25 protein-coding genes are annotated in these 26,208 nt (G+C 32.5%); 20 read left to right on the forward strand and 5 right to left on the reverse strand.

Annotated elements, in window-relative coordinates:
* Nucleotides 1-7: 7 nt before the first annotated feature.
* The 7 genes from xseA to LQ677_RS04905 all read left to right on the forward strand — a co-directional run bounded on the left by xseA (nt 8) and on the right by LQ677_RS04905 (nt 7,364).
* On the forward strand, nt 8-1,333 hold the full coding sequence (gene xseA, locus LQ677_RS04875) for an exodeoxyribonuclease VII large subunit (protein ID WP_191835605.1): 1,326 nt from the start codon (nt 8-10) through the stop codon (nt 1,331-1,333).
* A 32-nt stretch (nt 1,334-1,365) separates the two neighbouring features.
* Entirely contained in the window at nt 1,366-1,557 is a 192-nt protein-coding gene (xseB, locus tag LQ677_RS04880; RefSeq protein WP_153653573.1) for an exodeoxyribonuclease VII small subunit, read from the forward strand.
* Nucleotides 1,538-2,416, forward strand: coding sequence for a polyprenyl synthetase family protein (locus tag LQ677_RS04885; protein ID WP_126477500.1), 879 nt, complete (start codon nt 1,538-1,540; stop codon nt 2,414-2,416). The genes xseB and LQ677_RS04885 overlap by 20 nt, the downstream gene beginning before the upstream one ends.
* A gap of 56 nt (nt 2,417-2,472) precedes the next feature.
* On the forward strand, nt 2,473-4,341 hold the full coding sequence (gene dxs, locus LQ677_RS04890) for a 1-deoxy-D-xylulose-5-phosphate synthase (RefSeq protein WP_191835604.1): 1,869 nt from the start codon (nt 2,473-2,475) through the stop codon (nt 4,339-4,341).
* Between the two features lie 148 nt (nt 4,342-4,489).
* A complete protein-coding gene (gene ahrC, locus LQ677_RS04895) occupies nt 4,490-4,942 on the forward strand; it encodes a transcriptional regulator AhrC/ArgR (RefSeq protein WP_025904936.1) in 453 nt (150 codons plus the stop codon).
* Between the two features lie 17 nt (nt 4,943-4,959).
* Complete coding sequence (gene recN, locus LQ677_RS04900; RefSeq protein ID WP_191835603.1) at nt 4,960-6,636, forward strand: DNA repair protein RecN; 1,677 nt, start codon at nt 4,960-4,962, stop codon at nt 6,634-6,636.
* Between the two features lie 23 nt (nt 6,637-6,659).
* Complete coding sequence (locus LQ677_RS04905) at nt 6,660-7,364, forward strand: response regulator (protein ID WP_025904934.1); 705 nt, start codon at nt 6,660-6,662, stop codon at nt 7,362-7,364.
* A gap of 2 nt (nt 7,365-7,366) precedes the next feature.
* On the opposite strand, the gene LQ677_RS04910 is transcribed toward LQ677_RS04905, so the two are convergent.
* The gene (locus LQ677_RS04910; RefSeq protein WP_025904933.1) at nt 7,367-7,624 is read right to left on the reverse strand and encodes a DUF2627 family protein; all 258 of its coding nucleotides are present in this window, start codon (nt 7,622-7,624) and stop codon (nt 7,367-7,369) included.
* 120 nt (nt 7,625-7,744) lie between these two features.
* Between LQ677_RS04910 and LQ677_RS04915 the strand changes: the two genes are divergently transcribed.
* The 9 genes from LQ677_RS04915 (at nt 7,745) to LQ677_RS04955 (ending at nt 17,201) form a co-directional block, all read left to right on the forward strand.
* Entirely contained in the window at nt 7,745-8,635 is an 891-nt protein-coding gene (locus LQ677_RS04915) for a phosphate acyltransferase (protein WP_191835602.1), read from the forward strand.
* 209 nt (nt 8,636-8,844) lie between these two features.
* Nucleotides 8,845-9,945 (forward strand): Glu/Leu/Phe/Val dehydrogenase dimerization domain-containing protein, encoded by a 1,101-nt coding sequence (locus LQ677_RS04920; protein WP_025904931.1) that lies wholly within the window; start codon nt 8,845-8,847, stop codon nt 9,943-9,945.
* Nucleotides 9,945-11,006, forward strand: coding sequence for a butyrate kinase (gene buk, locus LQ677_RS04925; RefSeq protein WP_191835601.1), 1,062 nt, complete (start codon nt 9,945-9,947; stop codon nt 11,004-11,006). Before LQ677_RS04920 ends, buk begins: the two co-directional genes overlap by 1 nt.
* 11 nt (nt 11,007-11,017) lie before the next feature.
* On the forward strand, nt 11,018-12,430 hold the full coding sequence (lpdA, locus tag LQ677_RS04930; protein ID WP_191835600.1) for a dihydrolipoyl dehydrogenase: 1,413 nt from the start codon (nt 11,018-11,020) through the stop codon (nt 12,428-12,430).
* A 14-nt stretch (nt 12,431-12,444) separates the two neighbouring features.
* Nucleotides 12,445-13,443 carry a thiamine pyrophosphate-dependent dehydrogenase E1 component subunit alpha gene (locus LQ677_RS04935; RefSeq protein WP_025904928.1) on the forward strand — a complete coding sequence of 333 codons (999 nt, stop codon included), beginning with the start codon at nt 12,445-12,447 and terminating at the stop codon, nt 13,441-13,443.
* Nucleotides 13,436-14,419, forward strand: coding sequence for an alpha-ketoacid dehydrogenase subunit beta (locus tag LQ677_RS04940; protein ID WP_239748131.1), 984 nt, complete (start codon nt 13,436-13,438; stop codon nt 14,417-14,419). The genes LQ677_RS04935 and LQ677_RS04940 overlap by 8 nt, the downstream gene beginning before the upstream one ends.
* 11 nt (nt 14,420-14,430) lie before the next feature.
* Nucleotides 14,431-15,705, forward strand: coding sequence for a dihydrolipoamide acetyltransferase family protein (locus tag LQ677_RS04945; RefSeq protein WP_126477493.1), 1,275 nt, complete (start codon nt 14,431-14,433; stop codon nt 15,703-15,705).
* Nucleotides 15,706-15,779: 74 nt separating this feature from the next.
* The gene (locus LQ677_RS04950; protein ID WP_025904925.1) at nt 15,780-16,217 is read left to right on the forward strand and encodes a BrxA/BrxB family bacilliredoxin; all 438 of its coding nucleotides are present in this window, start codon (nt 15,780-15,782) and stop codon (nt 16,215-16,217) included.
* 18 nt (nt 16,218-16,235) lie between these two features.
* Nucleotides 16,236-17,201: an aromatic acid exporter family protein gene (locus LQ677_RS04955; RefSeq protein ID WP_191835599.1), complete on the forward strand. Its 966-nt coding sequence runs from the start codon at nt 16,236-16,238 to the stop codon at nt 17,199-17,201.
* 872 nt (nt 17,202-18,073) lie between these two features.
* Here LQ677_RS04955 and prli42 read toward each other — a convergent pair.
* A complete protein-coding gene (gene prli42, locus LQ677_RS04960; RefSeq protein ID WP_150527395.1) occupies nt 18,074-18,175 on the reverse strand; it encodes a stressosome-associated protein Prli42 in 102 nt (33 codons plus the stop codon).
* Nucleotides 18,176-18,270: 95 nt separating this feature from the next.
* On the opposite strand from prli42, the gene LQ677_RS04965 reads away from it, so the two are divergent.
* Both LQ677_RS04965 and gndA read left to right on the forward strand, forming a co-directional pair.
* A complete protein-coding gene (locus LQ677_RS04965; RefSeq protein ID WP_239748132.1) occupies nt 18,271-19,386 on the forward strand; it encodes a M20/M25/M40 family metallo-hydrolase in 1,116 nt (371 codons plus the stop codon).
* A gap of 110 nt (nt 19,387-19,496) precedes the next feature.
* Nucleotides 19,497-20,900, forward strand: a complete 1,404-nt coding sequence (gene gndA / locus LQ677_RS04970) for an NADP-dependent phosphogluconate dehydrogenase (RefSeq protein ID WP_025907031.1) — start codon at nt 19,497-19,499, stop codon at nt 20,898-20,900.
* Between the two features lie 49 nt (nt 20,901-20,949).
* Here the strand turns inward: gndA and LQ677_RS04975 are convergent, their stop codons facing one another.
* Together LQ677_RS04975 and zwf are read right to left on the reverse strand one after the other, a co-directional pair.
* Nucleotides 20,950-21,810 (reverse strand): effector binding domain-containing protein, encoded by an 861-nt coding sequence (locus tag LQ677_RS04975; RefSeq protein WP_191835598.1) that lies wholly within the window; start codon nt 21,808-21,810, stop codon nt 20,950-20,952.
* 28 nt (nt 21,811-21,838) lie between these two features.
* A complete protein-coding gene (gene zwf, locus LQ677_RS04980) occupies nt 21,839-23,323 on the reverse strand; it encodes a glucose-6-phosphate dehydrogenase (protein WP_037588201.1) in 1,485 nt (494 codons plus the stop codon).
* Between the two features lie 195 nt (nt 23,324-23,518).
* On the opposite strand from zwf, the gene rnz reads away from it, so the two are divergent.
* A complete protein-coding gene (gene rnz, locus LQ677_RS04985; protein WP_239748133.1) occupies nt 23,519-24,436 on the forward strand; it encodes a ribonuclease Z in 918 nt (305 codons plus the stop codon).
* A 57-nt stretch (nt 24,437-24,493) separates the two neighbouring features.
* On the opposite strand, the gene proC is transcribed toward rnz, so the two are convergent.
* Complete coding sequence (proC, locus tag LQ677_RS04990; RefSeq protein ID WP_025907039.1) at nt 24,494-25,309, reverse strand: pyrroline-5-carboxylate reductase; 816 nt, start codon at nt 25,307-25,309, stop codon at nt 24,494-24,496.
* Between the two features lie 139 nt (nt 25,310-25,448).
* On the opposite strand from proC, the gene LQ677_RS04995 reads away from it, so the two are divergent.
* Nucleotides 25,449-26,204 carry an SDR family NAD(P)-dependent oxidoreductase gene (locus LQ677_RS04995; RefSeq protein ID WP_239748134.1) on the forward strand — a complete coding sequence of 252 codons (756 nt, stop codon included), beginning with the start codon at nt 25,449-25,451 and terminating at the stop codon, nt 26,202-26,204.
* The last annotated feature ends 4 nt before the right edge of the window (nt 26,205-26,208 follow it).

Raw genomic sequence — 26,208 nt, forward strand, 5'->3', positions numbered from 1 at the left:
GATATAAATGGATAAGTATTTATCAGTTACAGCAATAACTAAATATATCAAATATAAATTTGATCAAGATCCACATCTACTTAATGTCTTTATTAAAGGTGAAATATCAAACTTTAAAAGACATTCAAGTGGTCATCTTTACTTTGCCTTAAAAGACGATAAAGGTGTACTCAGTGCAATGATGTTTAAATCGAGTGCGAATCAATTGTCATTTAATCCTAAAGAAGGTGACCAAGTACTTGTTGAAGGTAGAATTGGGGTTTATGAATCAAGAGGTGCATACCAAATTTATGTTCAATCTATGCAATTAGATGGTGTTGGTCTTCTTTATGAAAAATTTGAAGCACTCAAAAAAGAATTAGCAGAAAAAGGCTACTTTGACCAAGAACATAAATTAAGTATACCTAAATATCCTAAGAAAATCGCTGTGTTGACAGCATCGACTGGCGCTGCAATAAGAGATATATGTTCTACTTTAGATAAGCGATATCCACTTGCAGAACAAGTGTTAATGAGCACGTTAGTTCAAGGTAAAGGAGCTAAGGATAATATCATTAACAACATCAAAGAAGCTGATTCCATGGGCGTTGATGTTATTATCGTTGGTCGTGGTGGTGGATCTATTGAAGATTTATGGAGCTTCAATGAAAGAGAAGTTGTAGAAGCCATTTATCATTGTAAGACGCCTGTTATTTCAGCAGTTGGTCATGAAACTGATACGACATTAAGTGATTTTGTCAGTGATGTAAGAGCTGCAACGCCAACACAAGCTGCAGTCATTGCAACACCAGATATTAACGCGCTGTATCAACTGATTTCAAATGCTAGACAGTATTTAACAAAACATATCACGCAATCTATACTGCAAGATAAACATAAATTAAAACAACTTTCATCATATTATAAATTGAAGACGCCTTCGTTGCTATATGATCAAGAAACACAGAAGTTAGATGAATTACAAAAACAATTATCTAGAAATTTAGAACAGACTGTTACGCGTAATAATCATAAGCTAGATATCTTACAAAATAAATTGCGAATCACACCAATTTATAGTAAGACTTTTCAATTTAGACAAGATTTTGATCGTTTAAATATGCTTCAAACTCAGCTCGTTAATCGTATTATCAGTCAAAAAAGACAAGCTCTGACTAGCAAGTTAGCGCAATTAGATGCGTTAAGTCCGACTCAAATCATGTTAAGAGGTTATTCAATCATCGAAAAAGATGATAAAATCATTACAAGCAAAAATGATTTAAAAATTGACGATGATATTACAATCAATTTAAAAGATGGTAAAATAAATGCTAATGTTAAGGAAATTAGGTGACAAATGTGGCTAAAGAACAAACTTTTGAAGAAATGATGGAAGAATTAGAAAAAGTCGTCGGTAAATTAGACGAAGAAAATATTTCTCTTGAGGAATCAATTGAACTTTATCAAAGAGGTATTGAATTAAGTAGTAAATGTGAAACGAAACTTAAAGCAGCTGAAGATAAAGTAAATAAACTTGTTCAAAAAGAAGGTGATTCAGATGAGTCAAATCATGAATAGTTATGTAGACAAGTTCACTGAATCACTTAATCAAACGAAACTAGATTCAGTTGTAAATACACAATTAGAAGAAAGTATGCGCTATTCTTTATTAGCAGGTGGTAAACGTATTCGTCCTGTACTATTATTAATGACTTTATCGATGTTAAAGACAGATATTAATAAAGGAATGGAAACTGCAAAAGCACTTGAAATGATACATACATATTCCCTTATACATGATGATTTACCAGCTATGGATAACGATGATTATAGACGTGGAATGAAAACGAATCATAAAATCTATGGTGATGCGACTGCAATCTTAGCTGGTGATGCACTATTAACAAAAGCTTTTGAACTGATAACTAAAGATACATATATAGAAGCTGACGACAAAGTGAAATTAATCAGATTGCTTTCTGAATCAGCAGGCCATCAAGGTATGGTAGGTGGACAAGTGTTAGATATGGAAAGTGAAAACAAAGAAATTTCGCTAGATACATTACGCAAAATCCATAGATATAAAACTGGTGCACTGATCCGTTTTTCTGTTGTTGCAGCTTGCACAATCGCTAAAGTTAATAGTAAGACATTCTTATTACTTGATTCATTTAGCCAAGAATTAGGATTAATATTCCAAATTAAAGACGATTTACTAGATATTGAAGGGGATTTCGATAAAATAGGTAAGTCAGTTGGTAGTGACGTTGCGAATCATAAGAGTACTTATGTGTCACTATTAGGTAAGACGAATACTAAAGTTGCTTTAGAACAACATGTGAATCAAGCGTTATATTTACTTGAACAATTAGAAGATCAATATAACACTGAAGAACTCAAGTCTCTCACAAAATTATTTGCAAATAGAGAAAATTAATCTATCTAATAATTAAGATGACTGGTCACAAGAATCGGGCTAAAGGTGGTTAAAAAATGGATGTTTCAAAAATAAAAAACCCATCCTTCCTCAAAGATTTTTCTCATCAAGAACTTGAACAACTGAGCAGTGACATTAGGAAATTTTTAATTGAAACTTGTTCAGTAACTGGCGGACATATTGGGGCAAATTTAGGTGTGGTTGAATTAACATTGAGTCTACATAAACATTTTAATAGCCCTGTAGATAAGATATTATGGGATGTTGGACATCAAACATACATTCATAAAATATTAACCGGAAGAGGCCACGAATTTAATTCTTTGCGACAATATAAAGGATTATGTGGTTTTCCTAAAATGAAAGAATCCGAACATGATGTGTGGGAAGCTGGACATAGTTCAACTTCTTTATCTGCAGCTGTGGGGATGGCAAAAGCGAGAGATATATTAGGACAAGATCATCATGTTGTACCTGTAATTGGTGATGGTGCTCTAACAGGTGGTATGGCACTAGAAGCATTAAACCACATAGGCCATGACAAAACAAATTTAACGATTATTTTAAATGATAACGAAATGAGTATCGCACCAAATGTCGGTGCAATGCACAATATGTTTGCAAGAATACGATCAAACCAAAATTATAATCGCTTTAAATTTGATGCTGAAAGTTTAATTAATAGACTACCTGGTGGAGATTTGTTAAAAGACTCTGCGGATAAAATTAAAGACAGTTTAAAATATTTAGTCGTAGATGGCATTTTCTTTGAAGAACTCGGCATTAAATATATTGGACCTGTAGATGGACATAATTTTAAAGCATTAGATGAAGCGATCACCGTTTCTAAACAAATGGACAAACCTGTTCTCATACACGTTGTGACTAAGAAAGGGAAAGGTTATAAACCTGCTGAGAAAGATATAATTGGAACTTGGCATGGTTTAGGACCATATAAGCTTGAAACGGGTGAAGTGATAAAAGGAAATGCTGAAGGTCCTGCATGGAGTGCTTTAATGAGTGATGAAGTATTAGCATATGCGCAACAAGACAAACGAATTGTTGCAATCACGCCAGCTATGCCTGTAGGATCAAAATTAACAAAATTTCAACAAACATTACCTGAACAATTTTTTGATGTAGGTATTGCTGAACAGCATGCTGTTACGATGGCAGCAGGACTAGCAACACAAGGCATGAAACCATATGTCGCAATCTATTCAACTTTTATGCAACGTGCTTACGATCAATTGTTACATGATGTAGACCGTCAAAACTTAAACGTATTATTTGGTGTTGATCGGGCAGGCCTTGTTGGAGCAGATGGAGAGACACACCAAGGTGTCTTTGATGTTGGCTTTTTAAGTCAATTTCCTAACTTTACAATTATGATGCCTAAAGACGGAAATGAAGCGAAAAATATGATCAAAACTGCTTTTGAAACTGACCATGGTCCAATGGCGATTAGATATCCAAGAGGCAATGCGCCTTTACTTGATGATTCTAAAAATAGCGAATTACTCAAAATAGGATCTTGGAATGTTGAAAGAAATGGTGATGATTTAACAATTATAAGTTATGGGCCAACAGTATCACTTGTAAAAGATGTAGCAGACGAACTATTAAAAGAAGATATCCATATCAATATCATTAATGCTCGGTTTATAAAACCTATGGACTATGACATGCTTCATAATCTCGGTAAAGCGTCTAAACCGATCCTGACAGTTGAAGAAGCTATGTTGACTGGTGGTTTAGGAAGTCAAATTGCTACTTTTATGAATGACAATGATTATCATAATACTATGCGTAGAATAGGCATAAATGACACGTACATTGAGCACGGTGATGTAGGTTTATTATTAGAAGATATTGGTATCTCTAAATCAAATATTATATCTACCGTCAAATCTTTAATTAAGTAGTTAAGAGAAATATATGAATATTTATGTTGAAAAAGGCGCTTTAGTATATCTAAAGCGTCATTTAAATGTTTATAGCGCTTACATTACTATTTTTTTCAATTTTATGCTATTATAAGTGTATAAATATTCATTAACAGAGGTGTATGTAATGGCGAACAAAACAATGCGTCAGATTAAGATAAGAGAAATAATTTCTAACGAACAAATTGAAACACAAGAAGAATTAGTCAAAAGGCTAAATGAATATGATTTGAATATCACACAAGCTACTATATCTCGTGATATTAAAGAACTTCAATTAATTAAAGTTCCTGCACCTTCTGGTCAGTATATCTATAGTTTACCTAGAGACCGTAAATATCACCCGATTGATAAATTAGGTAGATATTTAATGGATTCATTTGTAAAAATTGACGGAGCAGATAATTTATTAGTACTTAAAACATTACCAGGTAATGCGCAATCAATCGGTGCAATAATTGACCAAATCGATTGGACAGAAGTAATTGGGACGATATGCGGTGATGACACTTGCTTAATTATTTGTAAAGATACAGAAGCAGCTGAAGTGATAACGGATAGAATTTTTAATATGCTTTAAAGGAGATTTAATATACAATGTTACAAGCACTTACAATTAAACAATTCGCTATAATTGAATCTTTAGAAATTAATTTTTCGGGTGGACTAACTGTTTTAAGCGGTGAAACTGGTGCTGGTAAATCTATTATTATAGATGCTATTGGTCAGTTAGTAGGTGCAAGAGCCTCACAAAGTTTCGTGAGACATGGCGAACAGAAGGCGATAATTGAAGGCGTATTTGATATTGATAATGTACCTAACGTCAATAAGATCTTAAGTGAGTTAGATATCGACTTTGACGAAGATTTCTTATTTGTAAAAAGAGAAATCTTTGCTTCAGGGAAAAGTATATGTAAATTAAATAATCAGAATGTAACGCTATCTGATTTGAAAATTGTTATGCAAGAATTACTTGATATTCATGGACAACATGAAACACAAATATTACTTAAACCTAAATATCATTTATCATTGTTAGATGATTATGCTGATGGTACTTATCAAGCTGAAATTGATCAATACGACGAAACTTTTCAATCTTATCGCTTAAAGAAACAAGAACTTGAAAAGTTAGAATCTCAAGACCAAGCATTATTACAAAGATTAGATTTAATAAAATTCCAACGAGATGAATTACAAGACGCGAATTTAAAAGAAGACGAAATTGACTTTTTGAATCAAGAAATTAAGAAACTTCAAAATCACGAAAAAATAAACGAAAGTCTTAATAAAGCGCATATGTTATTGAGTAGTGAAGAAAACATTACTGATAAAATTTATGAGCTTAATCAAGAAATTCAACATATAAACGATATAATTCCAGATAAATACACTGCTTTTAGTGAAGAATTAGATCAAATGTATTACACTTTAGAAGACTATAAACATGAACTATATAATGAGTTAACGTCTAATGACTTTGATGAATCTTTACTAAATGAGTATGAGTCTAGATTAAATGTACTCACAGATCTCAACCGTAAATATGGCAAAAGCATACCTGAATTAATCAAATATAGAGATAAAATTGACGATGAAATTTATAAAATTGAGAACTATGAACAAAGTACTTCTCAATTACGTGAAGAAATTAATGATCTTCATACAAACGTTGTAAAATACGGTGAAGCACTATCAGCTAAAAGAAGACAAGTTGCGTTGAACCTGAGAGATAGATTAGTTGAAGAAGTACAGAATTTACACATGCAAGATGCGAATATTGAAATTACATTTACTAAAACGAAGCCTACTCAATATGGCTTAGAAGAAGTAGAATTCTTAATCAGTCCAAATAAAGGCGAACCATTAAAAAGCTTAAATAAAATAGCTTCTGGCGGCGAACTTTCAAGAATAATGCTTGCGTTGAAAAGTATATTTGTTTCTTCAAAAGGACAAACAGCAATTTTATTCGATGAAGTAGATACAGGTGTATCTGGAAGAGTCGCACAAAAAATGGCTGAAAAAATGCATCAAATAGCGCAAACACTTCAAGTGATATGTATTTCTCATTTACCTCAAGTCGCTGCAATAAGTGATAATCATTTGTATATTGCTAAAGAAACCGTAAATGATAGAACAACGACTTCTATAAAACAATTAGATGGTGAAGATAAGATAGATGAAATAGCAAGAATGATATCAGGTGTTGAAGTTACAGAATTAACACGACAACACGCTAAAGAAATGATTATACAAAACAAAAATTTAAAATAGAATGATTCGTTAGGGTGTTAAGCATGGTAATTAAGGTAGCAATAATAGAAGACTCGAAAGCATATGTTAGTGAAATGGCACAATATTTAAAGAAACACGATATTGAAATTGTTAATATTGGATACAACGGTAAAGAGGCACTCGACATTTTAAATGGAGAAGTTTTCGATGTTCTTCTATTAGACTTAATCTTGCCACACATTGATGGCATGACTTTGCTTAAAAAATATATAAAACAAAATAAGCAATTTAAAGTGATATGTATGAGTGCTTTTGTAAGTGATGATGTCTTAAAAGAATCTGTTTCATTAGGAGTAGATTACTTCTTAATTAAACCTGTTGAGTTTGATGTCTTGTTAGATACGATACAACGTGTATTAACAACAACAGATTCTAATATAGAAGAAATGGACGCTTTAGATTTATTACTAGAGAAGATTGGATTTTCATCAAATTTAAACGGGTACGAATATATTAAGTATGGTGTACACCTTATGCTTCAATATAATCGTAAGATGCCGTTAACTAAAGAACTATATCCTTTAATTTCTCAAAATTATAATATTCAAGCGAATAATGTGGAAAGGTCTATCAGGCATGCTATTAAATTAGCTTGGGATAAAGAATTAAAGTCCTATTGGTATAATAGCGAAAAATTGTATGTACGACCTACAAATGGTGAGTTTTTATTACATCTATATGAAAAGTTTAAAAAAGAGACTAGGTAAGCCTAGTCTCTTTTTTTGGCATTTTGTTTCTTCATAAAATGTTCTTGTGCGCGTTTATTTTTCTTTTCACGATGCAGTATATAACCCCCAATGAACACTACACCAAATACAAAGAAGATAAAGCCTAATAAAAACTGTAACCAAATAAAATGTAATTGTGGAACAAGTTGTCCAAAAACAGCATCTCTCATCCATTTAATACCTAGTCCTGCAATGATACCTGGTATGACCAAAATGAGTAATGCAATATACTTTTGCATAAGTTAAAACTCCTATTAATTAATAACTTATATTATATATGAGATAATGAGTAAAAGTAAACATTGAAAAAATGGAATAAACGGTACAATTTGATTATGATAGTAATAGGAGGGGATTAAATGCTTTTTAAAGATATGATAAAAAATGGTCAAAATATATCAGCTACAATTGCTGTATGTAAATCAAATGATGAAGGTGTCATTAAAGCAATTGTAAAAGCGATTAAACATACAAAAGCTAGATTCATGTTGTTTGATGAACGACCACAAGATGAGTTGATCAGGTCATTTAATTTAACACATGAAGAATTAAATAGAATAGAAATTATTCAAACACTTAACGAAGAACATACTGTATCGCAATGTGTACAAGCTGTAGCAGATGGAAAAGCAGACTTAATAATGAAAGGATTAATTTCAACTTCAGAATTATTGAAAGAAGTTTTAAAAGATAAATATAACTTGAAGACCAACTATAGAATGAGTCATATCGCAATATTTAATATACCTGAGTATCACAAGATGTTAACCGTATCAGATGTTGCAATGAACATTGCACCAAATATCGAACAAAAAATTGAAATCACATCGAATTTAGTTTATTCACTCAAAAAAATTGGTATCGACTCACCTAAAATAGGGGTGCTTTCTGCAATTGAAAATGTAAATTCGAAAATGCAGTCGTCGGTTGATGCGAAAGAAGTGGTATCTTATCTCAATCAAGAAAAACCAGACCTTGAAATAGAAGGTCCAATTGCATTTGATGCTGCAATTAATAAAAAGGCATCCATTATTAAAAAAATAGATTCAAAAATATCAGGTAATGTTGATGGTTTAATCGTCCCTCAAATTGAAAGTGGCAATATTTTATATAAATCTCTCGTATATTTATCGAACGCTGATGTAGCATCTGTTATAATTGGTGCAAAAATACCCATAATTTTAACTTCTAGATCAGATTCATCACAAGATAAATTTCATTCTATTTGTAGTGCGTTAATGCTTATTTAGTATATTATAATAACAAATTAATAACTATACTCTTTATTTCAAAGTATTGAAAGAGCTTACAATGCTTTTATATCAATAAAGATTGAATTTTCTAAAAATTTTTACTTTTTGTAAGCGCTATCATTTTTCGTCAATTTATTTGATAAATAAAACATTTCATGTAAAATTAGAAATGAAGTTATTATATAAAAGTTGAAAAGGGGATTATTATGTTATTCGAAACGATAGAAAAATATGACTATGAGCAAATCGTATTTTGTCACGATAAAAGTTCAGGATTAAAAGCAATCATTGCGATTCATGATACAACATTAGGACCAGCGCTTGGTGGTTGTAGAATGTGGCCATATGAAAGTGAAGAAGAAGCTATTAATGACGCATTACGCTTATCAAGAGGTATGACATATAAAAATGCTGCAGCTGGTTTAAACTTAGGTGGCGGTAAAACAGTTATTATCGGAGATCCTAAAAAAGATAAATCAGAAGCTTTATTTAGAGCTTTAGGTAGATATGTAGAAAGTTTAAATGGTCGTTATATTACTGCTGAAGATGTAGGAACGACTGAAGACGATATGGATATTATCTTTGAAGAAACTGATTACGTAGTTGGTTTATCTGAAAGCCACCAATCTAGTGGTAACCCAAGTCCTAAAACTTCATTAGGTGTATTTGTTTCTATGAAACGCGCAGCTAAAGAAGCATTTGGAACAGATGACTTAAACGGGAAAACAGTTGCTGTTCAAGGTGTTGGACACGTTGCTTACGAACTATGTCGTTATTTACATGAAGCAGGTGCTCAATTAGTTGTAACGGATATTAACCAAGAAGCTGTTGATAGAGTTGTAAATGACTTCAACGCTCAAAGTGTCGGTATTAATGATATTTATGATGTAGATGCTGATATCTTTGCACCTTGTGCTTTAGGTGGCGTATTAAATGACGATACTATTGCACGCTTAAAAGTGAAAGTCGTATGTGGTAGTGCAAACAACCAATTACAAGACATAGATGTACACGGTGCTCAATTAGAAGATAAAGGTATTGTATATGCGCCTGACTTCGTTGCTAACTCTGGTGGTGTTATCAACGTTGCGGATGAATTAGATGGATACAATGAAGTACGTGCTATCTCAAACATTGAAAAAATCTATGACCAAATGGATAAAGTATTTGAAATTAGTAAGCGAGATCAAATTACTACTGCACGTGCAGCTGAAATTTTAGCTGAAGAACGCATTGAACAACTTATGAATGTAAGAAGTAATTTCTTGAAAACTGAAAGATCTATCATTTCTAGAGGTAAAAAATAATGAAAAAAATTCTTGTACTTAATTTAGGAAGCACATCATCTAAAGTTGCAGTATTTAATAACTATGATATGTTATTTGAAGATGTTATCAGACATGATATCGATCAAACTAATCTTCCATTAATTGATCAAGTCCCATTTCGACTTGAAAGTATCAAGAACTCATTAAACCAACATCATATCTCACTACAAGCAATAGATGCTATTGCTTGTAGGGGTGGTGTTTTAAAGCCTATACAAGGTGGAACATATCTTGTTAATAACATCATGTATCAAGACTTGAAATCTTTTAAATATGGATATCATGCCTCAAATTTAAGTGGTATTATCGGCTATACATTTGCTAAAGAATTAAATATACAGGCTTATATTGTTGATCCAGTCGTCGTAGATGAATTAATACCTGAAGCAAGAATTACTGGCATTAAAGGTATTGAAAGACGCAGTATCTTCCATGCATTAAACCAGAAATCAGTCGCTAAACAATATGCAGCTGATATGAACAAAGCATATGAAGATATTAATGTCATCGTCGCACATCTTGGAGGCGGTATAAGTGTAGGTGCTCATAGAAAAGGAAGAGTCATCGAAGTTAATGACGGCTTGTTAGGCGAGGGTCCATTTAGTCCTGAAAGAGCTGGCTCCATTCCAAATGATGCGTTAATTAAATGGGTTATTGATCACGATTTAAATGCTAAAGAAGCTAATAATGAATTAAGTAAAAATTCTGGGTTATTATCATATTTTGGTACAAATGATTGTTTAAAAGTAGAACAAATGATGGAAAATGGCGATAAAACTGCTAAACTTGTCTTAGATGCTATGTGTTATCAAATTGCTAAATCAATAGGGTCTTGCGCGGTCGTTTTAGAAGGTCAAATCGATCAAATTATCATAACTGGCGGATTAAGTTATTCAAAATATATCACAAATAAAGTAAAACAATATGTATCTTGGCTACAAAATGTTACTATATATAAAGGAGAAAAAGAAATGCACGCCTTAAATATTGGCGTAATGGACCTCTTACACGGTAAAATTAGTACCAAGTCATATGAATAAGGAGTAATACTATGTCTAAAGAATATGATTTAGTCGTTCTAGGTGGCGGTACGGCAGGCTATGTATCAGCAATTCGTGCTTCACAACTAGGAAAAAAAGTCGCAATTGTAGAGAAATTTAAGTTAGGTGGAACTTGTTTACATAAAGGTTGTATACCTACAAAATCATATTTAAAAACTGCAGAAATTTTAAGATACATACAACATTCAAACGAATATGGTATTAAAACTGCTTCAGCTGATTTTGAAATGACGGATGTTGTTGCTAAGAAAGATGAAACAGTTACTACGATGTACAATGGTGTACAAAGTTTGATGAAAAAATACAAAATTGACATTTACGAAGGTAATGGCAGAATTCTAGGACCTTCATTGTTCTCGCCTCAAGCTGGAACTGTATCTGTTGAATTTGAAAATGGCGAATCAGAACTACTCGTTAATCAACATGTATTAATTGCAACAGGATCAAGACCAATTGAATTACCATTCTTAAAGTTTAACCATCAGACCATCATTTCAAGTGATGATATGATGCAATTAGAAACGTTGCCTGAAAGCATGTTAATTATCGGTGGCGGTGTAATTGGACTTGAGTTTGCATCTTTACTAAATGATTTAGGTGTAAAAGTAACAGTTGTTGAAGCTGGGCAATCCATTATCCCTAACGAACAACGAGAAATCAGTAAAACGATTAAACGTAGCTTTGAAGAAAATGGCATAACCATTCATGAGAATTGTCCTTTATCTGAACAAGATGTCAACATACATGATAAACATGTAGATGTCACACTTCAAAATGAGCAACAAACTTTTGAAAAAGTATTAGTCGCAGTTGGTAGAACACCGAATACTGAAGATTTAGGATTGAACAACACAAAAATAAAGACCGATTATAAAGGCTATATACTAACAAATGATGTTTATCAAACTGATGATAAACATATTTATGCGGTTGGAGATGTCATCGGCAATTATCAATTAGCACATGTTGCAACAAAAGAAGGCACAATTGCTGTAGAGCATATGTTTGATAAAAATCCTATCACATTAGATTACTTAACAGTACCAAGATGTATATATACAAATCCTGAAATTGCATCGATAGGGATGACTGAACAAGATGCAAAAGCGCAAAATATTAATTTCAAAAAATTTAAAGTACCATTTAAAGCGATTGGCAAATCCGTCATCGAAAATAATGGACTTGGTGAATGTATATTAATTAAAGATATAGACAATGAAAAAGTGCTTGGCATTCATATGATTGGTGCAAAAGTGACTGAATTAATTAATGAAGCAGCTCTATTTACATTTATGAATGGCTCTACTGAAGAACTAGCAACTACTGTACATGCACATCCTTCAATTGGAGAAGTGCTCATGGAACTAGGGTTAAAATCTGAGAATCGTGCTATTCACGTCTAAAGAGGAGAGATTAGATGTTAGATTATAAGACTGTCGGATTAACGCATGAAGACTTAAAAGAAATTTATAAATGGATGTTATTAGGTAGAAAAATTGACGAAAGAATGTGGCTACTTAACCGAGCAGGTAAACTACCGTTTGTTATTAGTTGTCAAGGTCAAGAAGCAACACAAATTGGCACATATTATGCACTAAAAGACGAAGACGTATTAGCACCTTACTATAGAGATTTAGCTTTAGTTACAGCTCGTGGTATTTCTGCAGAAGAATCTATGTTAGCTGCATTTGCAAAACAAGGTGATACTTCAAGTGGTGGTAAGCAAATGCCATCTCACTTTAGTAAAAAAGATTTATCTATTTTAACGCAAGGTTCTTGTGTAACAACTCAAGTGTTACATGCAGTTGGCGCAAGTTTATCACTTAAAATGGATGGCAAAGAAGCGATTGCACTTGCTACTTTAGGTGAAGGTAGTACGAGTCAAGGTGATTTCCACGAAGCAATGAACTTTGCTGGTGTTCATAAGTTGCCATTTATTTGTATTATCGAAAACAATAAATATGCCATTTCGGTACCAAGTCACTTACAGTATGCAACAGATGATTTATCATCTAGAGCTGCAGGTTACGGTGCATTTGGTGAACAAGTGGATGGAAATGATCCGATAGCTGTTTATGAAGCAGTAAAACGCGCAAGAGAACGTGCAATTAATGGTGAAGGACCTACACTCATTGAAGCATTATGTAGCCGTTTAACACCTCATTCTTCAGATGATGATGATAATTATCGTCCGGCAGAAGAGATGAAAGAAGAAAAAGAAAATGATTGTATGATTAAATTCAAAGAATATTTAGTTGAACATCAAGTTACAAATGATGAATGGTTCAGCCAAATTGAAGATGAAATTAAACAAGAAATCAATACGGCTACTAAAAATGCAGAAAAAGCACCTTATCCATTACCGGAAGAAGCTTTAACACATGTATATGATCAAGGAGGCGAAAAGAATGCCTAAGTTATCCTATCTTGACGCGATTAATCAAGCTATGGACCAAGCTATGGAAAAAGACAATAATGTATTTGTTATCGGCGAAGATGTTGGTCTAAAAGGCGGCGTATTTGGCGCAACTAAAAATTTATACAACAAATATGGTAAAGGGCGTGTAATCGATTCACCATTAGCAGAATCAAATATAGTGGGTGCTTCAATTGGTGCTGCTATGATGGGTAAAAGACCGGTATCTGAAATTCAATTTGCAGAGTATATCGTTCCGGCAACAAACCAAATTATCAATGAAGCAGCTAAAATAAGATACCGTTCTAATAATGATTGGGATTGTCCTTTAACAATTAGAAGTCCATTTGGTGGCGGAATTCATGGCGCATTATATCATTCTCAAAGTATTGAGAGTATATTCTGTTCAACACCAGGCTTAAGAGTAGTCATTCCATCATCACCATACGATGCTAAAGGCTTACTTCTTGCGGCAATTGAAGATAATGATCCTGTATTATACTTTGAACATAAAAAAGCATACAGACTATTAAAAGAAGAAGTTCCTGAAGAATATTATACTGTACCAATCGATAAAGCAGATGTTAAACGAGAAGGTTCAGATATTACAGTATTCACTTATGGATTATGTGTAAATTACGCACTTCAAGCAGCTGAAATATTATCAACTGAAGGTATAGATGCAGAAATAGTAGATTTACGTTCATTATATCCACTAGATAAAGAAACAATTATTAATTGTGCGAAAAAGACTGGCAAAGTATTGGTTGTAACTGAAGATAATCTAGAAGGTAGTGTTATGAGTGAAGTATCTGCCATAATAGCTGAAAATTGCTTATTTGATTTAGACGCACCAATTGCAAGACTTGCAGGTCCAGACGTACCAGCTATGCCATTTTCACCACCTATGGAAGATTTCTTTATGATGAATCCTGTGAAAATAGAAGAAAAAATGAGAACATTAGCTGAATTTTAGGAGGTTAAATTATGGACGTAAAGATGCCGAAACTTGGAGAAAGTGTTCATGAAGGTACAATCGAACAATGGCTTGTTAAACCAGGTGACACAATTGAAGAGTACGATGCACTGTGCGAAGTGATAACAGATAAAGTAACAGCTGAAGTCCCTTCAACATTTAATGGAACAATTAAAGAAATTGTTGTAGAAGCCGGTGAAACAGTAGATGTTGGAACAGTTATTTGTACAATGGAAGTTGAAGGTGAAACATCAGAGGAAAACAATAATAGTGCCGATGAACAAACTGAACCAGAAGTAACTAAAGAAGAGCAACCTGCAAAAGCTGAAACACCTGTTTCTAATAAACCACAAGTAGGTCCAATGAATAACGGTCAATATTCACCAGTTGTATTTAAATTAGCAAGTGAAAATAATATTGATTTAAATAAAGTTAAAGGTACTGGTAATTTAGGAAGAGTGACTAAAAAAGACATTTTAAATGCGATTGAAAATGGTGTGCCAACTGAAGATGCATCATCTAAACAAGTAGATGCACCAGTTCAAGAAGTGGCTGAAAATACAGTTCAACCAGAAACAACTTCTTTACCTGGCGATTCAATTCCAGTCAATGGTGTAAGAAGAGCAATTGCGAATAAAATGTTGCAAAGTGTTCATGAAATTCCACATGCTTGGATGATGGTCGAAGTTGATGCTACAGACCTTGTTAAAACAAGACAACATCATAAATCATCTTTTAAACAAAATGAAGGATATAACTTAACATTCTTCGCATTTTTCGTAAAAGCTGTTGCAGAAGGATTGAAAAAATATCCGATGTTAAATAGTACTTGGGCAGGCGATGAAATTAAAATTCATAAAGATATTAATATTTCAATCGCAGTAGCAAGTGAAGATAAATTATATGTACCTGTTATTAAAAATGCTGATGATAAATCAATCAAAGGTATCGCTCGTGAAATTAATGATCTTGCAACTAGAGGAAGAAAGCATAAGTTAACTTCTCAAGATATGCAAGGCGGTACATTCACTGTCAATAATACAGGTTCATTTGGCTCAGTATCATCAATGGGTATTATCAATCATCCACAAGCTGCTATTTTACAAGTTGAATCAATTGTGAAACGACCTGTAGTTGTCAATGATATGATCGGTATTCGTGATATGGTTAATTTATCATTATCCATTGATCATAGAATATTAGATGGTTTAATGGCCGGTGAATTCTTAAAATATGTAAAAGAAAGATTACAAAGTATGACAATCGAGAACACATCTATATATTAATAAAACCTTGTCATTGTTTTACCCTTAAATCTCCTGTAAAATAGACTTATCTATTATTACAGGAGGCTTTTTTTATGGAAATGGATTTCAATTTATATATGAACGACGTAGTCAATTCTGCGAGAAATGAAATAGAAGCGGCTGGATACAAACAATTAACAACTAAAGAAGAAGTTGAAGAAACTTTCAACAAACCAGGTACAACATTTGTTATGGTTAATTCAGTTTGTGGATGTGCAGGCGGTATCGCAAGACCAGCAGCACAACATGCGTTACACTATGATAAATTACCAGATCAATTAGTAACTGTATTTGCTGGTCAAGACAAAGAAGCAACAGAAACAGCACGTGATTATTTCGAAGGTTACCCACCATCAAGTCCATCATTTGCTTTTCTTAAAGATGGCAAAATTGTCAAAATGATTGAAAGACATGAAATCGAAGGTCACGATCCAATGAGTGTTATTACAAACATTCAAGCACTATTCGAAGAGTATTGCGAAGAAGTGTAAAGGAACGGTTCATTTCTTATGCAAATAAAACCGTATAGAATAGGATATAGAACATTAAAAACTGCCCTAGGGATGACATTAGCTGTCATCCTTTCTAGGTTAATCGGCTTAGATAATTATGCATCCAGTGCTATTCTTGTTGTATTATGCATTAAGGATACAAGAGTTAAATCATTTGAAGCTGCAATATATAGATTTGTAGCATGTTTTATAGCAATTTTGATAGGTTCAGTATTTTTCACTTATTTAGGAAGTACACCTATTATACTTGGTATTATGGTGCTTTTATTTATACCCGTAACAGTCATGATTGGTGTACAAGAAGGAATTGTAACAAGCTGTGTTATAATACTTCATCTGTATATGGCTAAAACGATTGATATGAATGTTGTCGTAAATGAAATTTTATTACTTGTAATTGGTATAGGTATAGCTTTAATCATGAATATGTTTATGCCAAGTTTAGATTATAAACTTAACAATTATAAACGCAAAATAGAAGACGACTTTATATTAATAACCTTTATTTATAGTCAATGCTTACAAGATCCAAATAAGAAAATTAATGTACCGTCATTTGATATCGTTTCGGAAAATATTAGAAAAGCTAAATCATTAGCATTTAGAGAAGTTAAAAATCATTTTGTGAGAAATGAGAACTCTTACTATCATTATTTTGATATGAGAGAAGAACAATTAACTTTATTAAAAAGAATGAAAAAATTAATCGAATCCATGCAACACAGTCAACATGCACATCATTTATGTAGTCAATTGTTATTAGAAGTATCACAAAACGTACAAGGTAACGATTACTCACTCATGAGATTGCATAATCTATATGACATTAAAATAAAATTACAATCTATCGAGCTACCAAAAACACATCAAGAATTAGAAAGTATCGCAGCACTATTTCAACTATTAAACGAAGTAGAAGAATACTTACTAATCAAATCACAATTCGGTAGCCTTAAGAAGTAAAAACGCAATGCTATATGGCATTGCGTTTTTTGTGTATATAGTGGGGGGAGATGTGAGTTTATGTTGACTTTAACTCACATCTTTCACAATCTCGTGAGTTTATGTTACCTTTAACTCACATGTTTTTCAATCTCGTGAGTTAATGTTGGCTTTAACTCACATCTTTCACAATCTTGTGAGTTAATATTGCCTTTAACTCACATCTTTTCCAATCTCGTGAGTTAATATTGTCTTTAACTCACATGTTTCCTAATCTTGTGAGTTAATGTTGGCTTTAACTCACATCTTTTCCAATCTCGTGAGTTAATATTGGCTTTAACTCACATCTTTCCTAATCTCGTGAGTTTATGTTGCATTTAACTCACATCTTTTCCAATCTCGTGAGTTAATGTTGACTTTAACTCACATGTTTCCTAATCTTGTGAGTTAATATTGCCTTTAACTCACATCTTTTCCAATCTCGTGAGTTAATGTGGGCTTTAACTCACATGTTTTCTAATCTCGTGAGTTAATATTGTCTTTAACTCACATGTTTCTTAATCTCGTGAGTTAATATTGGCTTTAACTCACATCTTTCCTAATCTCGTGAGTTAAAGACAATATTAACTCACATCTTTTCCAATCTCGTGAGTTAATATTGTCTTTAACTCACATGTTTCTTAATCTCGTGAGTTAATGTAGCTTTTAACTCACATGTTTCACAATCTCGTGAGTTAATTCTGTCTTTAACTCACATCTTTCACAATCTCGTGAGTTTATTCTGTCTTTAACTCACGAGTTCCACATATTCTAATATTACCTAATTAAAATTTGTATCTCTCACCCCAAAAAAAGCGCTACTCATCATGAGCAAGCGCTTTTGAACTATATTATTAATTTAATAGGAATGGTAAGATACCTGATAATACAAGTGCAGCTACGATTGCTACTAACATTACGATGATTATGATTTTACGTACATTCTTATTTCCCATGATAACCCTCTCTTTAAACATTAGTTTTGTATATATTTATCAACTATTATACACTAGATTATGAGATATTTAAATAAATGAAAAGAGGGACAATCATGATTAATGAAGAAAGATTATTAAATACTTTTATGGAACTTGTAAAGGTAGATTCTGAATCTAAAAATGAAAGAAAGATTGCTGACTTATTAAAGCAAAAGTTTACTGATTTAGGTTTAGATGTTAAAGAGGATGACTCTCAAAGCGAAACTGGTTATGGTGCTGGAAATTTAATTTGTAAATTAAAAGGTGAAGATTCTAGCAAGACACCGATTTATTTTACAAGCCATATGGATACTGTTACGCCTGGTAATAATATCGAACCTGAATTACGTGAAGATGGTTACATTTATTCTAAAGGTGAAACAATCTTAGGTTCTGATGATAAAGCTGGTTTAGCTGCAATTTTAGAAGCTATTCAAGTTATTAAAGATAACAATATTCAACATGGTGATATCGAATTTATCATTACAGTAGGTGAAGAATCTGGTTTAGTTGGTGCTAAAGCTTTAAATCCTGATGATATTCAAGCGAAATATGGTTTTGCTATTGATGCGCCTGGTAAAGTAGGTACAACTGTTGTAGCAGCTCCTACTCAAGCTAAAATAGAGGCTATTATTAAAGGTAAAACAGCACACGCTGGTTTAGAACCTGAAAAAGGTGTTTCTGCTATTAATATTGCTGCTAAAGCTGTTAGTCATATGAACTTAGGACGTATCGATGAAGAAACGACTGCTAATATCGGTAGATTCGAAGGTGGAACAGCAACAAATATCGTAAGTGATCATGTATATATTTTAGCAGAAGCTAGATCTTTAGATGACGAAAAAATGAATCAACAAGTTACACATATGAAAGAAGCATTCGAGAAAACTGCTGAAGAATTCGGATGTTCTGCTGAAGTTAATGTACAAATTATGTACCCAAGCTTTAACTTAACTGAAGAAGACGATGTTGTTCAATTAGCCGTTAAATCTTCTGAAAAAATTGGACGTAAAGCAGACCTTGTTAAACTAGGTGGCGGATCTGACGGAAATGTTATTAGTGGATTCGGAATTCCTACTGTTATTTTAGGTGTTGGATATGAATATATTCATACAACAAATGAACGTATGCCAGTTGTAGAATTACAAAAAATTACAGAACAAATCGTTGCAATTGCTGAACTTGCATAAAAATTCAGTATGTAAACGTATTCATTTGAAATTAAAGACTTTATAGACGAAAAACGTATTCAAACTATGTTAAAATGTACTAGAAAATGAAAAAAAGTGAGGTTAATTTCATGACACAACAAATAGGTGTAGTTGGTTTAGCTGTAATGGGTAAAAACTTAGCTTGGAATATTGAATCACGTGGTTACTCAGTTTCAGTGTATAACCGTTCAAAAGAGAAAGTCGACCAAATGGTTGAAGAGTCACAGGGTAAAAATATACATCCAAACTATTCAATCGAAGAGTTTGTAGATTCATTAGAAAAACCAAGAAAAATTTTACTTATGGTAAAAGCTGGTGAAGCAACAGATAAAACAATCGATAGCTTATTACCATTATTAGATAAAGGCGACATCCTTATCGATGGCGGAAACACTAACTATTTAGATACGATTCGTAGAAATCAATACTTAGATGAAAGTGGAATAAACTTCATTGGAACAGGTGTTTCAGGTGGAGAAGAAGGTGCTTTAACTGGTCCTTCAATTATGCCTGGTGGTCAGAAAGAAGCTTATGAATTGGTAGCTCCAATTTTAGAAAGCATTTCTGCAAAAGCAAGCGATGGTTCTCCATGTGTAACATATGTTGGTCCAGACGGTGCAGGTCACTATGTAAAAATGGTGCATAACGGTATTGAATACGCAGATATGCAATTAATCGCTGAAAGTTATGACTTAATGAAACGTGTATTACACATGGATCATAAAGAAATCGCTGAAACGTTTAAATCATGGAACGCTGGCGAATTAGAAAGTTATTTAATTGAAATCACAGGCGAAATCTTTAATAAATTAGACGAAGATGGTACACCATTAGTTGAAAAAATTATGGATAAAGCTGGACAAAAAGGTACTGGTAAATGGACTTCAATCAATGCTTTAGAATTAGGTATTCCATTAACAATTATTACTGAGTCTGTATTTGCTAGATTTATTTCTTCATTCAAAGATGAAAGAGTTAAAGCAAGCACAGCGTTTAATCCAGAAGTAACTGAGTTTGATGGTGACAAAGAAGCATTCTTAGAACAAATCAGACAAGCACTTTATATGAGTAAAATCTGTAGTTATGCACAAGGATTTGCTCAAATGAAAACTGCTAGTGAAACAAATAACTGGAACTTAAAATTAGGTGAGTTAGCTATGATTTGGAGAGAGGGTTGTATCATCCGTGCGCAATTCTTACAAAAAATCAAAGACGCTTACGATAATGATTCATCATTAACAAACTTATTATTAGATCCTTACTTCAACGATATCGTTGCAAAATATCAAGGTTCATTAAGAGAAGTATCAGCGACTGCAATCAAAGCAGGAATTGCAACACCTGGTTTTTCTTCAGCAATCAATTACTTTGATAGTTACCGTTCAGAAGATTTACCTGCCAACTTAATTCAAGCACAACGCGATTACTTTGGTGCGCATACTTATGAACGTAAAGACAAAGAAGGTATTTTCCATACTGAATGGACTAAATAATTTGATATAACAAAACAACCCGTTATCTCCAAGAGATAGCGGGTTGTTTTTAATTCATACTTTTATGATCAATAGGTATCCAAAGTTGTACTTTAGAAGTTTCTTGATCAAAATTAACATCAAGAGGGTATACCTCAACATAAAAATCATCATGTAAATAAGGCATTTTAAGTTGCCATTGATTTTCAATATGGTGCCAAGCTTCACTCACTACAAAATCTAATTCACCTTGTAAATTAAACGTCGCGAAATGATGTCCAGGTAAATAGTAATTATCTAAATGACCTGGATATCTTTCACTAGGAACACCTACAAATACTTCGAGTCCATCTACAAGTGGTCTTCGAATAACGAATAGTTGATTAGGTTTAACATCATTATATTTAATAAAGTCTTCTATGTAATTATTCTCTAATAACATTTCTAATAAGTCAGGTATTAAAAAATGATTATCTAGTTCATTTGAATGATAATGATGATTTTTTCCTACTAACTTTAAATCATCTTTGTATTGTAATGAATAATTTAACGGTTCTGTTTCTGTAGAAGTTAATTTAATAGAGACTCTTTTTTTAATTTTAAGCATAGATTGATGTGTCTTCGTTTGTAGCGGACTTATGCCATGATATGCATTAAAATCATGAGCGAATGCATGTGCATCTCTGTATCCATACTTTAAAGCAATATCTAAAATACGTGTATGACCACTTAATATATCAAATGCCGCTTCTGTCATTCTTCTAGCAAGTTGATATTCAATAGGTGTCATACCAATAACCATCGTAAATGATTGATTCAAGTGAAAAGGGGACTTTTCAACGTGATCGCTCAAAGTTTGTAAATCGATATCGCTCAATAGATGATCTTCAATGTACACAATTGCTCTTTGTAAATCTTTAATTACTTCCAATGTTCAGTCACTCCTGTTGGCGGAAAGATTAGTTAATATCGTCCCACCATTTAAATCCATCAATAGACAATAATAATTGACTCTTAATCGGTCCATTAGTACCCGCTCTATAATTAGGGAACGGTGCTTTATCATTGTCCCACACATTTTGTATCACATCTACATATTTCCAAGTTGCTTTTAATTCTTCCCAATGCGTAAAGTTTGTTGAATCACCTTTAAGACAGTCGAAGATTAAGTTCTCATATGCATCAACTGTATTCATTTTATCTTGTGCACTCATTGCGTATGATAATTGAACAGGTTCTGTTTCTATGCCTTGAACTTGTTTTTTAGCATTTAAATGTAGTGAAAGACCTTCATTAGGTTGAATATTAATGACAAGTAAATTTGATTCTAGTTCTGAATCACGTTGATAATATAAATTCATTGGTACTTCTTTGAATTCAACAACGACTTGAATACCTTTTTTCTTCATTCTTTTACCAGTTCTAATAAAGAATGGTACACCAGCCCATCTGAAATTATCTATCAATACTTTACCTGCAACGAAAGTAGGGGTATTAGAGTCATCTGCTACTTTATCTTCTTCTCTATAGCTTCTAACTTCTTCGCCTTCAATTTGACCTTTATCATATTGTCCTCTAACAAAGTTCTGTTTAACTTCTGACTCATCTAAAGCTCTAATTGAACGCAATACTTTTACTTTTTCATTTCTAACATCTTCACTGTTTAAACTAATAGGCGGTTCCATTGCTAATAAAGCAACCATTTGTAACATATGGTTTTGGAACATATCTTTTAATGCACCACTATTTTCATAGTATCCACCACGATCTTCTACACCTAATATTTCAGAAGATGTTACTTGGATATTTGAAATATATTTATTATTCCATAATGGTTCGAACATCGCATTCGCAAATCTTAACACTTCGATATTCTGTACCATATCTTTACCTAAATAATGGTCGATTCTGTAAATTTCTTCTTCTTTAAATGAACGTCTAATTTGTTCATTTAATTCTTCAGCAGATGCTAAATCTGTGCCGAAAGGTTTTTCAATAATTAAACGTTTGAAACCGTCAGTATCTGTTAAACCTGAAGATTTTAAGAAATCTGTAACAGTTCCAAAGAATTGAGGTGCCATTGCTAAATAAAATAATCGATTACCTTCTAATTGATATTGTTCATTTAACTCATTTGAAAAAGCTAATAATTCTTCATAACTAGAAGGGTCACTAACATCGTGCGATTGATAAAACACATGTTCCATAAATTCATCTAACTTGTCTGTATTCTGTACATGTTTCTCTACTGAAGCTTTAATTTCATTTCTGAACTTTTCAGTAGTCCAATCTCTTCGACCAACACCAATTATTGCGATGTGCTCGTCTAATTGATTTTGTTGATATAAATGAAAAATAGATGGGAATAATTTACGGTGACTTAAATCACCTGTAGCCCCAAATATTGTAATTAAGCATGGAATATTTCTAGTTTCGGTTGTCATTTATTTACCTCGATTCTCTAACTTTTTCACAATTTACAATATTAATTATTATAACATGTTAGTGATTGATATTCTTCCATTTGAACTGTTAAATTTTCAATTTATTCAGTAAGTTGTATAATCATCATCATTTTTATGTATTTTTATAAATCATTGTACGATACATGTTATAATAATAACGTAAGGAGGAAGACGATGGAACTCACATTTTTAGGCACAAGTGCCGGATTACCGACTAAAGAAAGAAATACACAATCAATTGCCTTTAATTGCCTACCTCACGTCAATCAACTATGGCTATTTGATGTTGGTGAAGCAACTCAACACCGAATATTACATACTGGCATTAAACTTGGCAAAATAAGTCATATATTTATTACGCACTTACATGGTGACCATATATTTGGATTACCTGGATTATTAACAAGTCGTTCCTTCCAAGGTGGTAAAGATAAACCTTTAACAATAATTGGCCCTAAAGGTATAGCAAAGTTTATACAAACGGCATTAGAAATTTCTCAATCAAATTTAAATTACCCGATAACTGTAAATGAATTCAATACGGAAACAGAACTTAATATTGATGGCTTTCATATTAAAGCTTTACCTTTAAAACATGGTATATTATCTGTCGGTTATCGCATCACAGCACCTGATATTGAAGGGAAGCTTGATGTTGAAAAACTTAAAGCAATCGGAATAGAGCCTGGACCAAAATATCAAGAAGTAAAAGCAAACGAAACTTTTGAATATGAAAATCAAACTTATCAATCTAAAGATTTCAAAGGTCCTAAGAAAAAGGGGAAAGTGATTACAATCTTTGGTGATACGATGCCATGTCAAAATGAACATATCCTTGCTCAAGATGCAGACGTTATTGTTCATGAAACAACGTATATCGAAGGCGATAAAAAATTAGCCAATTCTTATTATCATAGTCATATTGAAGATGTCTTTCAATTAATGACTGATGTTAATGTAAAAAAAGGTCTATTCACACATTTATCTAATCGATATGAATTAGAAGATATTCAAACAGTTGAAGCCACATTGCGTTCAACTGTAACTCATGACTTTAAATTTGTAAAAGATTATGACCAATTTCAAATATAAAAAACATCTCATCTTATATGTATTTTAAGATGAGATGTTTTTTTGTATCTTATTTTATTAATCTTCATCCGCTTCTGCAAGTTCGATACTTCTCTTAACAGCTGCGTTTAAACAATCTAAGAAAATAGCTTCTATGTCATGGTTGCTTAACGCATTTAAACCAGCTTGCGTTGTACCACCTTTAGACGTAATATTTTTTCGTAATTGATCCATTTTTAAATCAGAACGTTCAATCATTTTACCAGTACCAATAATCAACTCTTTAATAGACTCTTCAACTTGAGATTGCTCAATCCCTAATTTAGTACCAGCATTTACATATTGTTCAAATACATGATATAAAAATGCAGGTCCACTACCAGTAATAGCTGTCACTTGATGTAAATGGTCTTCTTTAACTTCTAATGCTGTACCGAAAGCTTCAATAAGCGTTAATACTTCTTGCTTAGAATTAGGATCGAAGTTTGTAGAGAAACTGATTCCTGTTACTGAATGACCAACGTGCGCATTCGTATTCGGCATAATTCTAGCAATTGGATTATCGACTTGTAAATTATCTCTAATATAACTAATCGGTAAACCAGCCATAATTGAAATGAATTTATTATCACTCGTTATGAAAGGTTTAATGCGTTCAGCTAATTTTAAGAAATCATAAGGTTTTGTACTTAAGAATACATAATCTGCATCTTTCAACAATTCTTCATCATCATAACTATAGCTAACGCCTAAAGCTTCATGATAACTTTCCAATGCTTCTTGGTTCGACTTATTTGTTAAATAAATATTTTCAGGTTCAATCGACTTACTGTTAACAATTCCAGTGAATATCGCGTTTGCCATATTACCAGATCCATAAAACACAATTTTCATAATAAAATCACTCACTTCCATATGAATTCATTTTAATTATAAAGAAATATAATCTTATGTCAAAATTGCTTGTATCGTATTTAGTTTTTTTGAAGTGTTATGATACATTATACATAACAATGAATAAAGGATGAGTTAAATGATCGGTAAACATTATTTATTAACTGGTGCCACAGGTTCACTAGGGGAGAGCTTGATACAATCATTGAATAATCACGGTGCTTACGTTTCAATCATTGTTAGAAATGAGGATAAAGCCAATCATTTAATGACGACATATAAAAATATTAAAGAAGTCTTTATATTAGATATGAATAATACCGCACAAGTCGAACAATTTAATCTTTCACAGAACAATATGTATGATGGAATTATTAATAATGCTGGGTTAGGTTACTTTAAATCTAACGAGGCACATACAAATGAGGAAATTAAGGACATTTATCATACGAATCTCGTCAATTTAATTATTCTATTGAACCGTATATTACCTTATTTAAAAAGAGGGGCATCAATCGTTAATATTTCATCGATTTCTTCTAAAGTGACAACACCATACGGTAGCCATTATGCAGCCTCAAAAGCAGCTTTGAGTAGTTTTACAAATGCTTTAAGACTTGAACGCGAAGATTTACATGTACTTAATGTCAATCCAGGTCCTTTCAAATCACAATTTCATGCTAAAGCAGACCCTTCAGGCCACTTTGAAAAGCTTACATCTCAAATACAACTTAATGTAGAAGATTTAAGCGAACAAATTGTTAAAAGTATGATTAAAAGAAAAATAGAAATAAACGAACCGAAATGGATGGATTTAGGATTGAGATTTTATCAATTAGCACCTCGTACATTTGAAAAATTATTTAAACAAAGTTTTTTGAGTAAAAAGATATAAATAG

Origin of the sequence: Mammaliicoccus sp. Q-M61, assembly GCF_022386055.1 — a bacterium.
GTDB classification, from domain to species: Bacteria; Bacillota; Bacilli; order Staphylococcales; family Staphylococcaceae; genus Mammaliicoccus; species Mammaliicoccus sciuri_A.

Coding starts and splice junctions, on each gene's coding strand:
- rnz (WP_239748133.1), top strand. CDS start 23,519: ATGGAACTCACATTTTTAGGCACAAGTGCCGGATTACCGACTAAAGAA.
- LQ677_RS04885 (WP_126477500.1), top strand. CDS start 1,538: ATGAGTCAAATCATGAATAGTTATGTAGACAAGTTCACTGAATCACTT.
- prli42 (WP_150527395.1), bottom strand. CDS start 18,175: ATGGGAAATAAGAATGTACGTAAAATCATAATCATCGTAATGTTAGTA.
- LQ677_RS04995 (WP_239748134.1), top strand. CDS start 25,449: ATGATCGGTAAACATTATTTATTAACTGGTGCCACAGGTTCACTAGGG.
- recN (WP_191835603.1), top strand. CDS start 4,960: ATGTTACAAGCACTTACAATTAAACAATTCGCTATAATTGAATCTTTA.
- LQ677_RS04940 (WP_239748131.1), top strand. CDS start 13,436: ATGCCTAAGTTATCCTATCTTGACGCGATTAATCAAGCTATGGACCAA.
- LQ677_RS04920 (WP_025904931.1), top strand. CDS start 8,845: ATGTTATTCGAAACGATAGAAAAATATGACTATGAGCAAATCGTATTT.
- LQ677_RS04910 (WP_025904933.1), bottom strand. CDS start 7,624: ATGCAAAAGTATATTGCATTACTCATTTTGGTCATACCAGGTATCATT.
- buk (WP_191835601.1), top strand. CDS start 9,945: ATGAAAAAAATTCTTGTACTTAATTTAGGAAGCACATCATCTAAAGTT.
- ahrC (WP_025904936.1), top strand. CDS start 4,490: ATGGCGAACAAAACAATGCGTCAGATTAAGATAAGAGAAATAATTTCT.
- gndA (WP_025907031.1), top strand. CDS start 19,497: ATGACACAACAAATAGGTGTAGTTGGTTTAGCTGTAATGGGTAAAAAC.
- LQ677_RS04945 (WP_126477493.1), top strand. CDS start 14,431: ATGGACGTAAAGATGCCGAAACTTGGAGAAAGTGTTCATGAAGGTACA.
- LQ677_RS04905 (WP_025904934.1), top strand. CDS start 6,660: ATGGTAATTAAGGTAGCAATAATAGAAGACTCGAAAGCATATGTTAGT.
- dxs (WP_191835604.1), top strand. CDS start 2,473: ATGGATGTTTCAAAAATAAAAAACCCATCCTTCCTCAAAGATTTTTCT.
- LQ677_RS04950 (WP_025904925.1), top strand. CDS start 15,780: ATGGAAATGGATTTCAATTTATATATGAACGACGTAGTCAATTCTGCG.
- zwf (WP_037588201.1), bottom strand. CDS start 23,323: ATGACAACCGAAACTAGAAATATTCCATGCTTAATTACAATATTTGGG.
- LQ677_RS04965 (WP_239748132.1), top strand. CDS start 18,271: ATGATTAATGAAGAAAGATTATTAAATACTTTTATGGAACTTGTAAAG.
- proC (WP_025907039.1), bottom strand. CDS start 25,309: ATGAAAATTGTGTTTTATGGATCTGGTAATATGGCAAACGCGATATTC.
- xseB (WP_153653573.1), top strand. CDS start 1,366: ATGATGGAAGAATTAGAAAAAGTCGTCGGTAAATTAGACGAAGAAAAT.
- xseA (WP_191835605.1), top strand. CDS start 8: ATGGATAAGTATTTATCAGTTACAGCAATAACTAAATATATCAAATAT.
- LQ677_RS04935 (WP_025904928.1), top strand. CDS start 12,445: ATGTTAGATTATAAGACTGTCGGATTAACGCATGAAGACTTAAAAGAA.
- LQ677_RS04955 (WP_191835599.1), top strand. CDS start 16,236: ATGCAAATAAAACCGTATAGAATAGGATATAGAACATTAAAAACTGCC.
- lpdA (WP_191835600.1), top strand. CDS start 11,018: ATGTCTAAAGAATATGATTTAGTCGTTCTAGGTGGCGGTACGGCAGGC.
- LQ677_RS04915 (WP_191835602.1), top strand. CDS start 7,745: ATGCTTTTTAAAGATATGATAAAAAATGGTCAAAATATATCAGCTACA.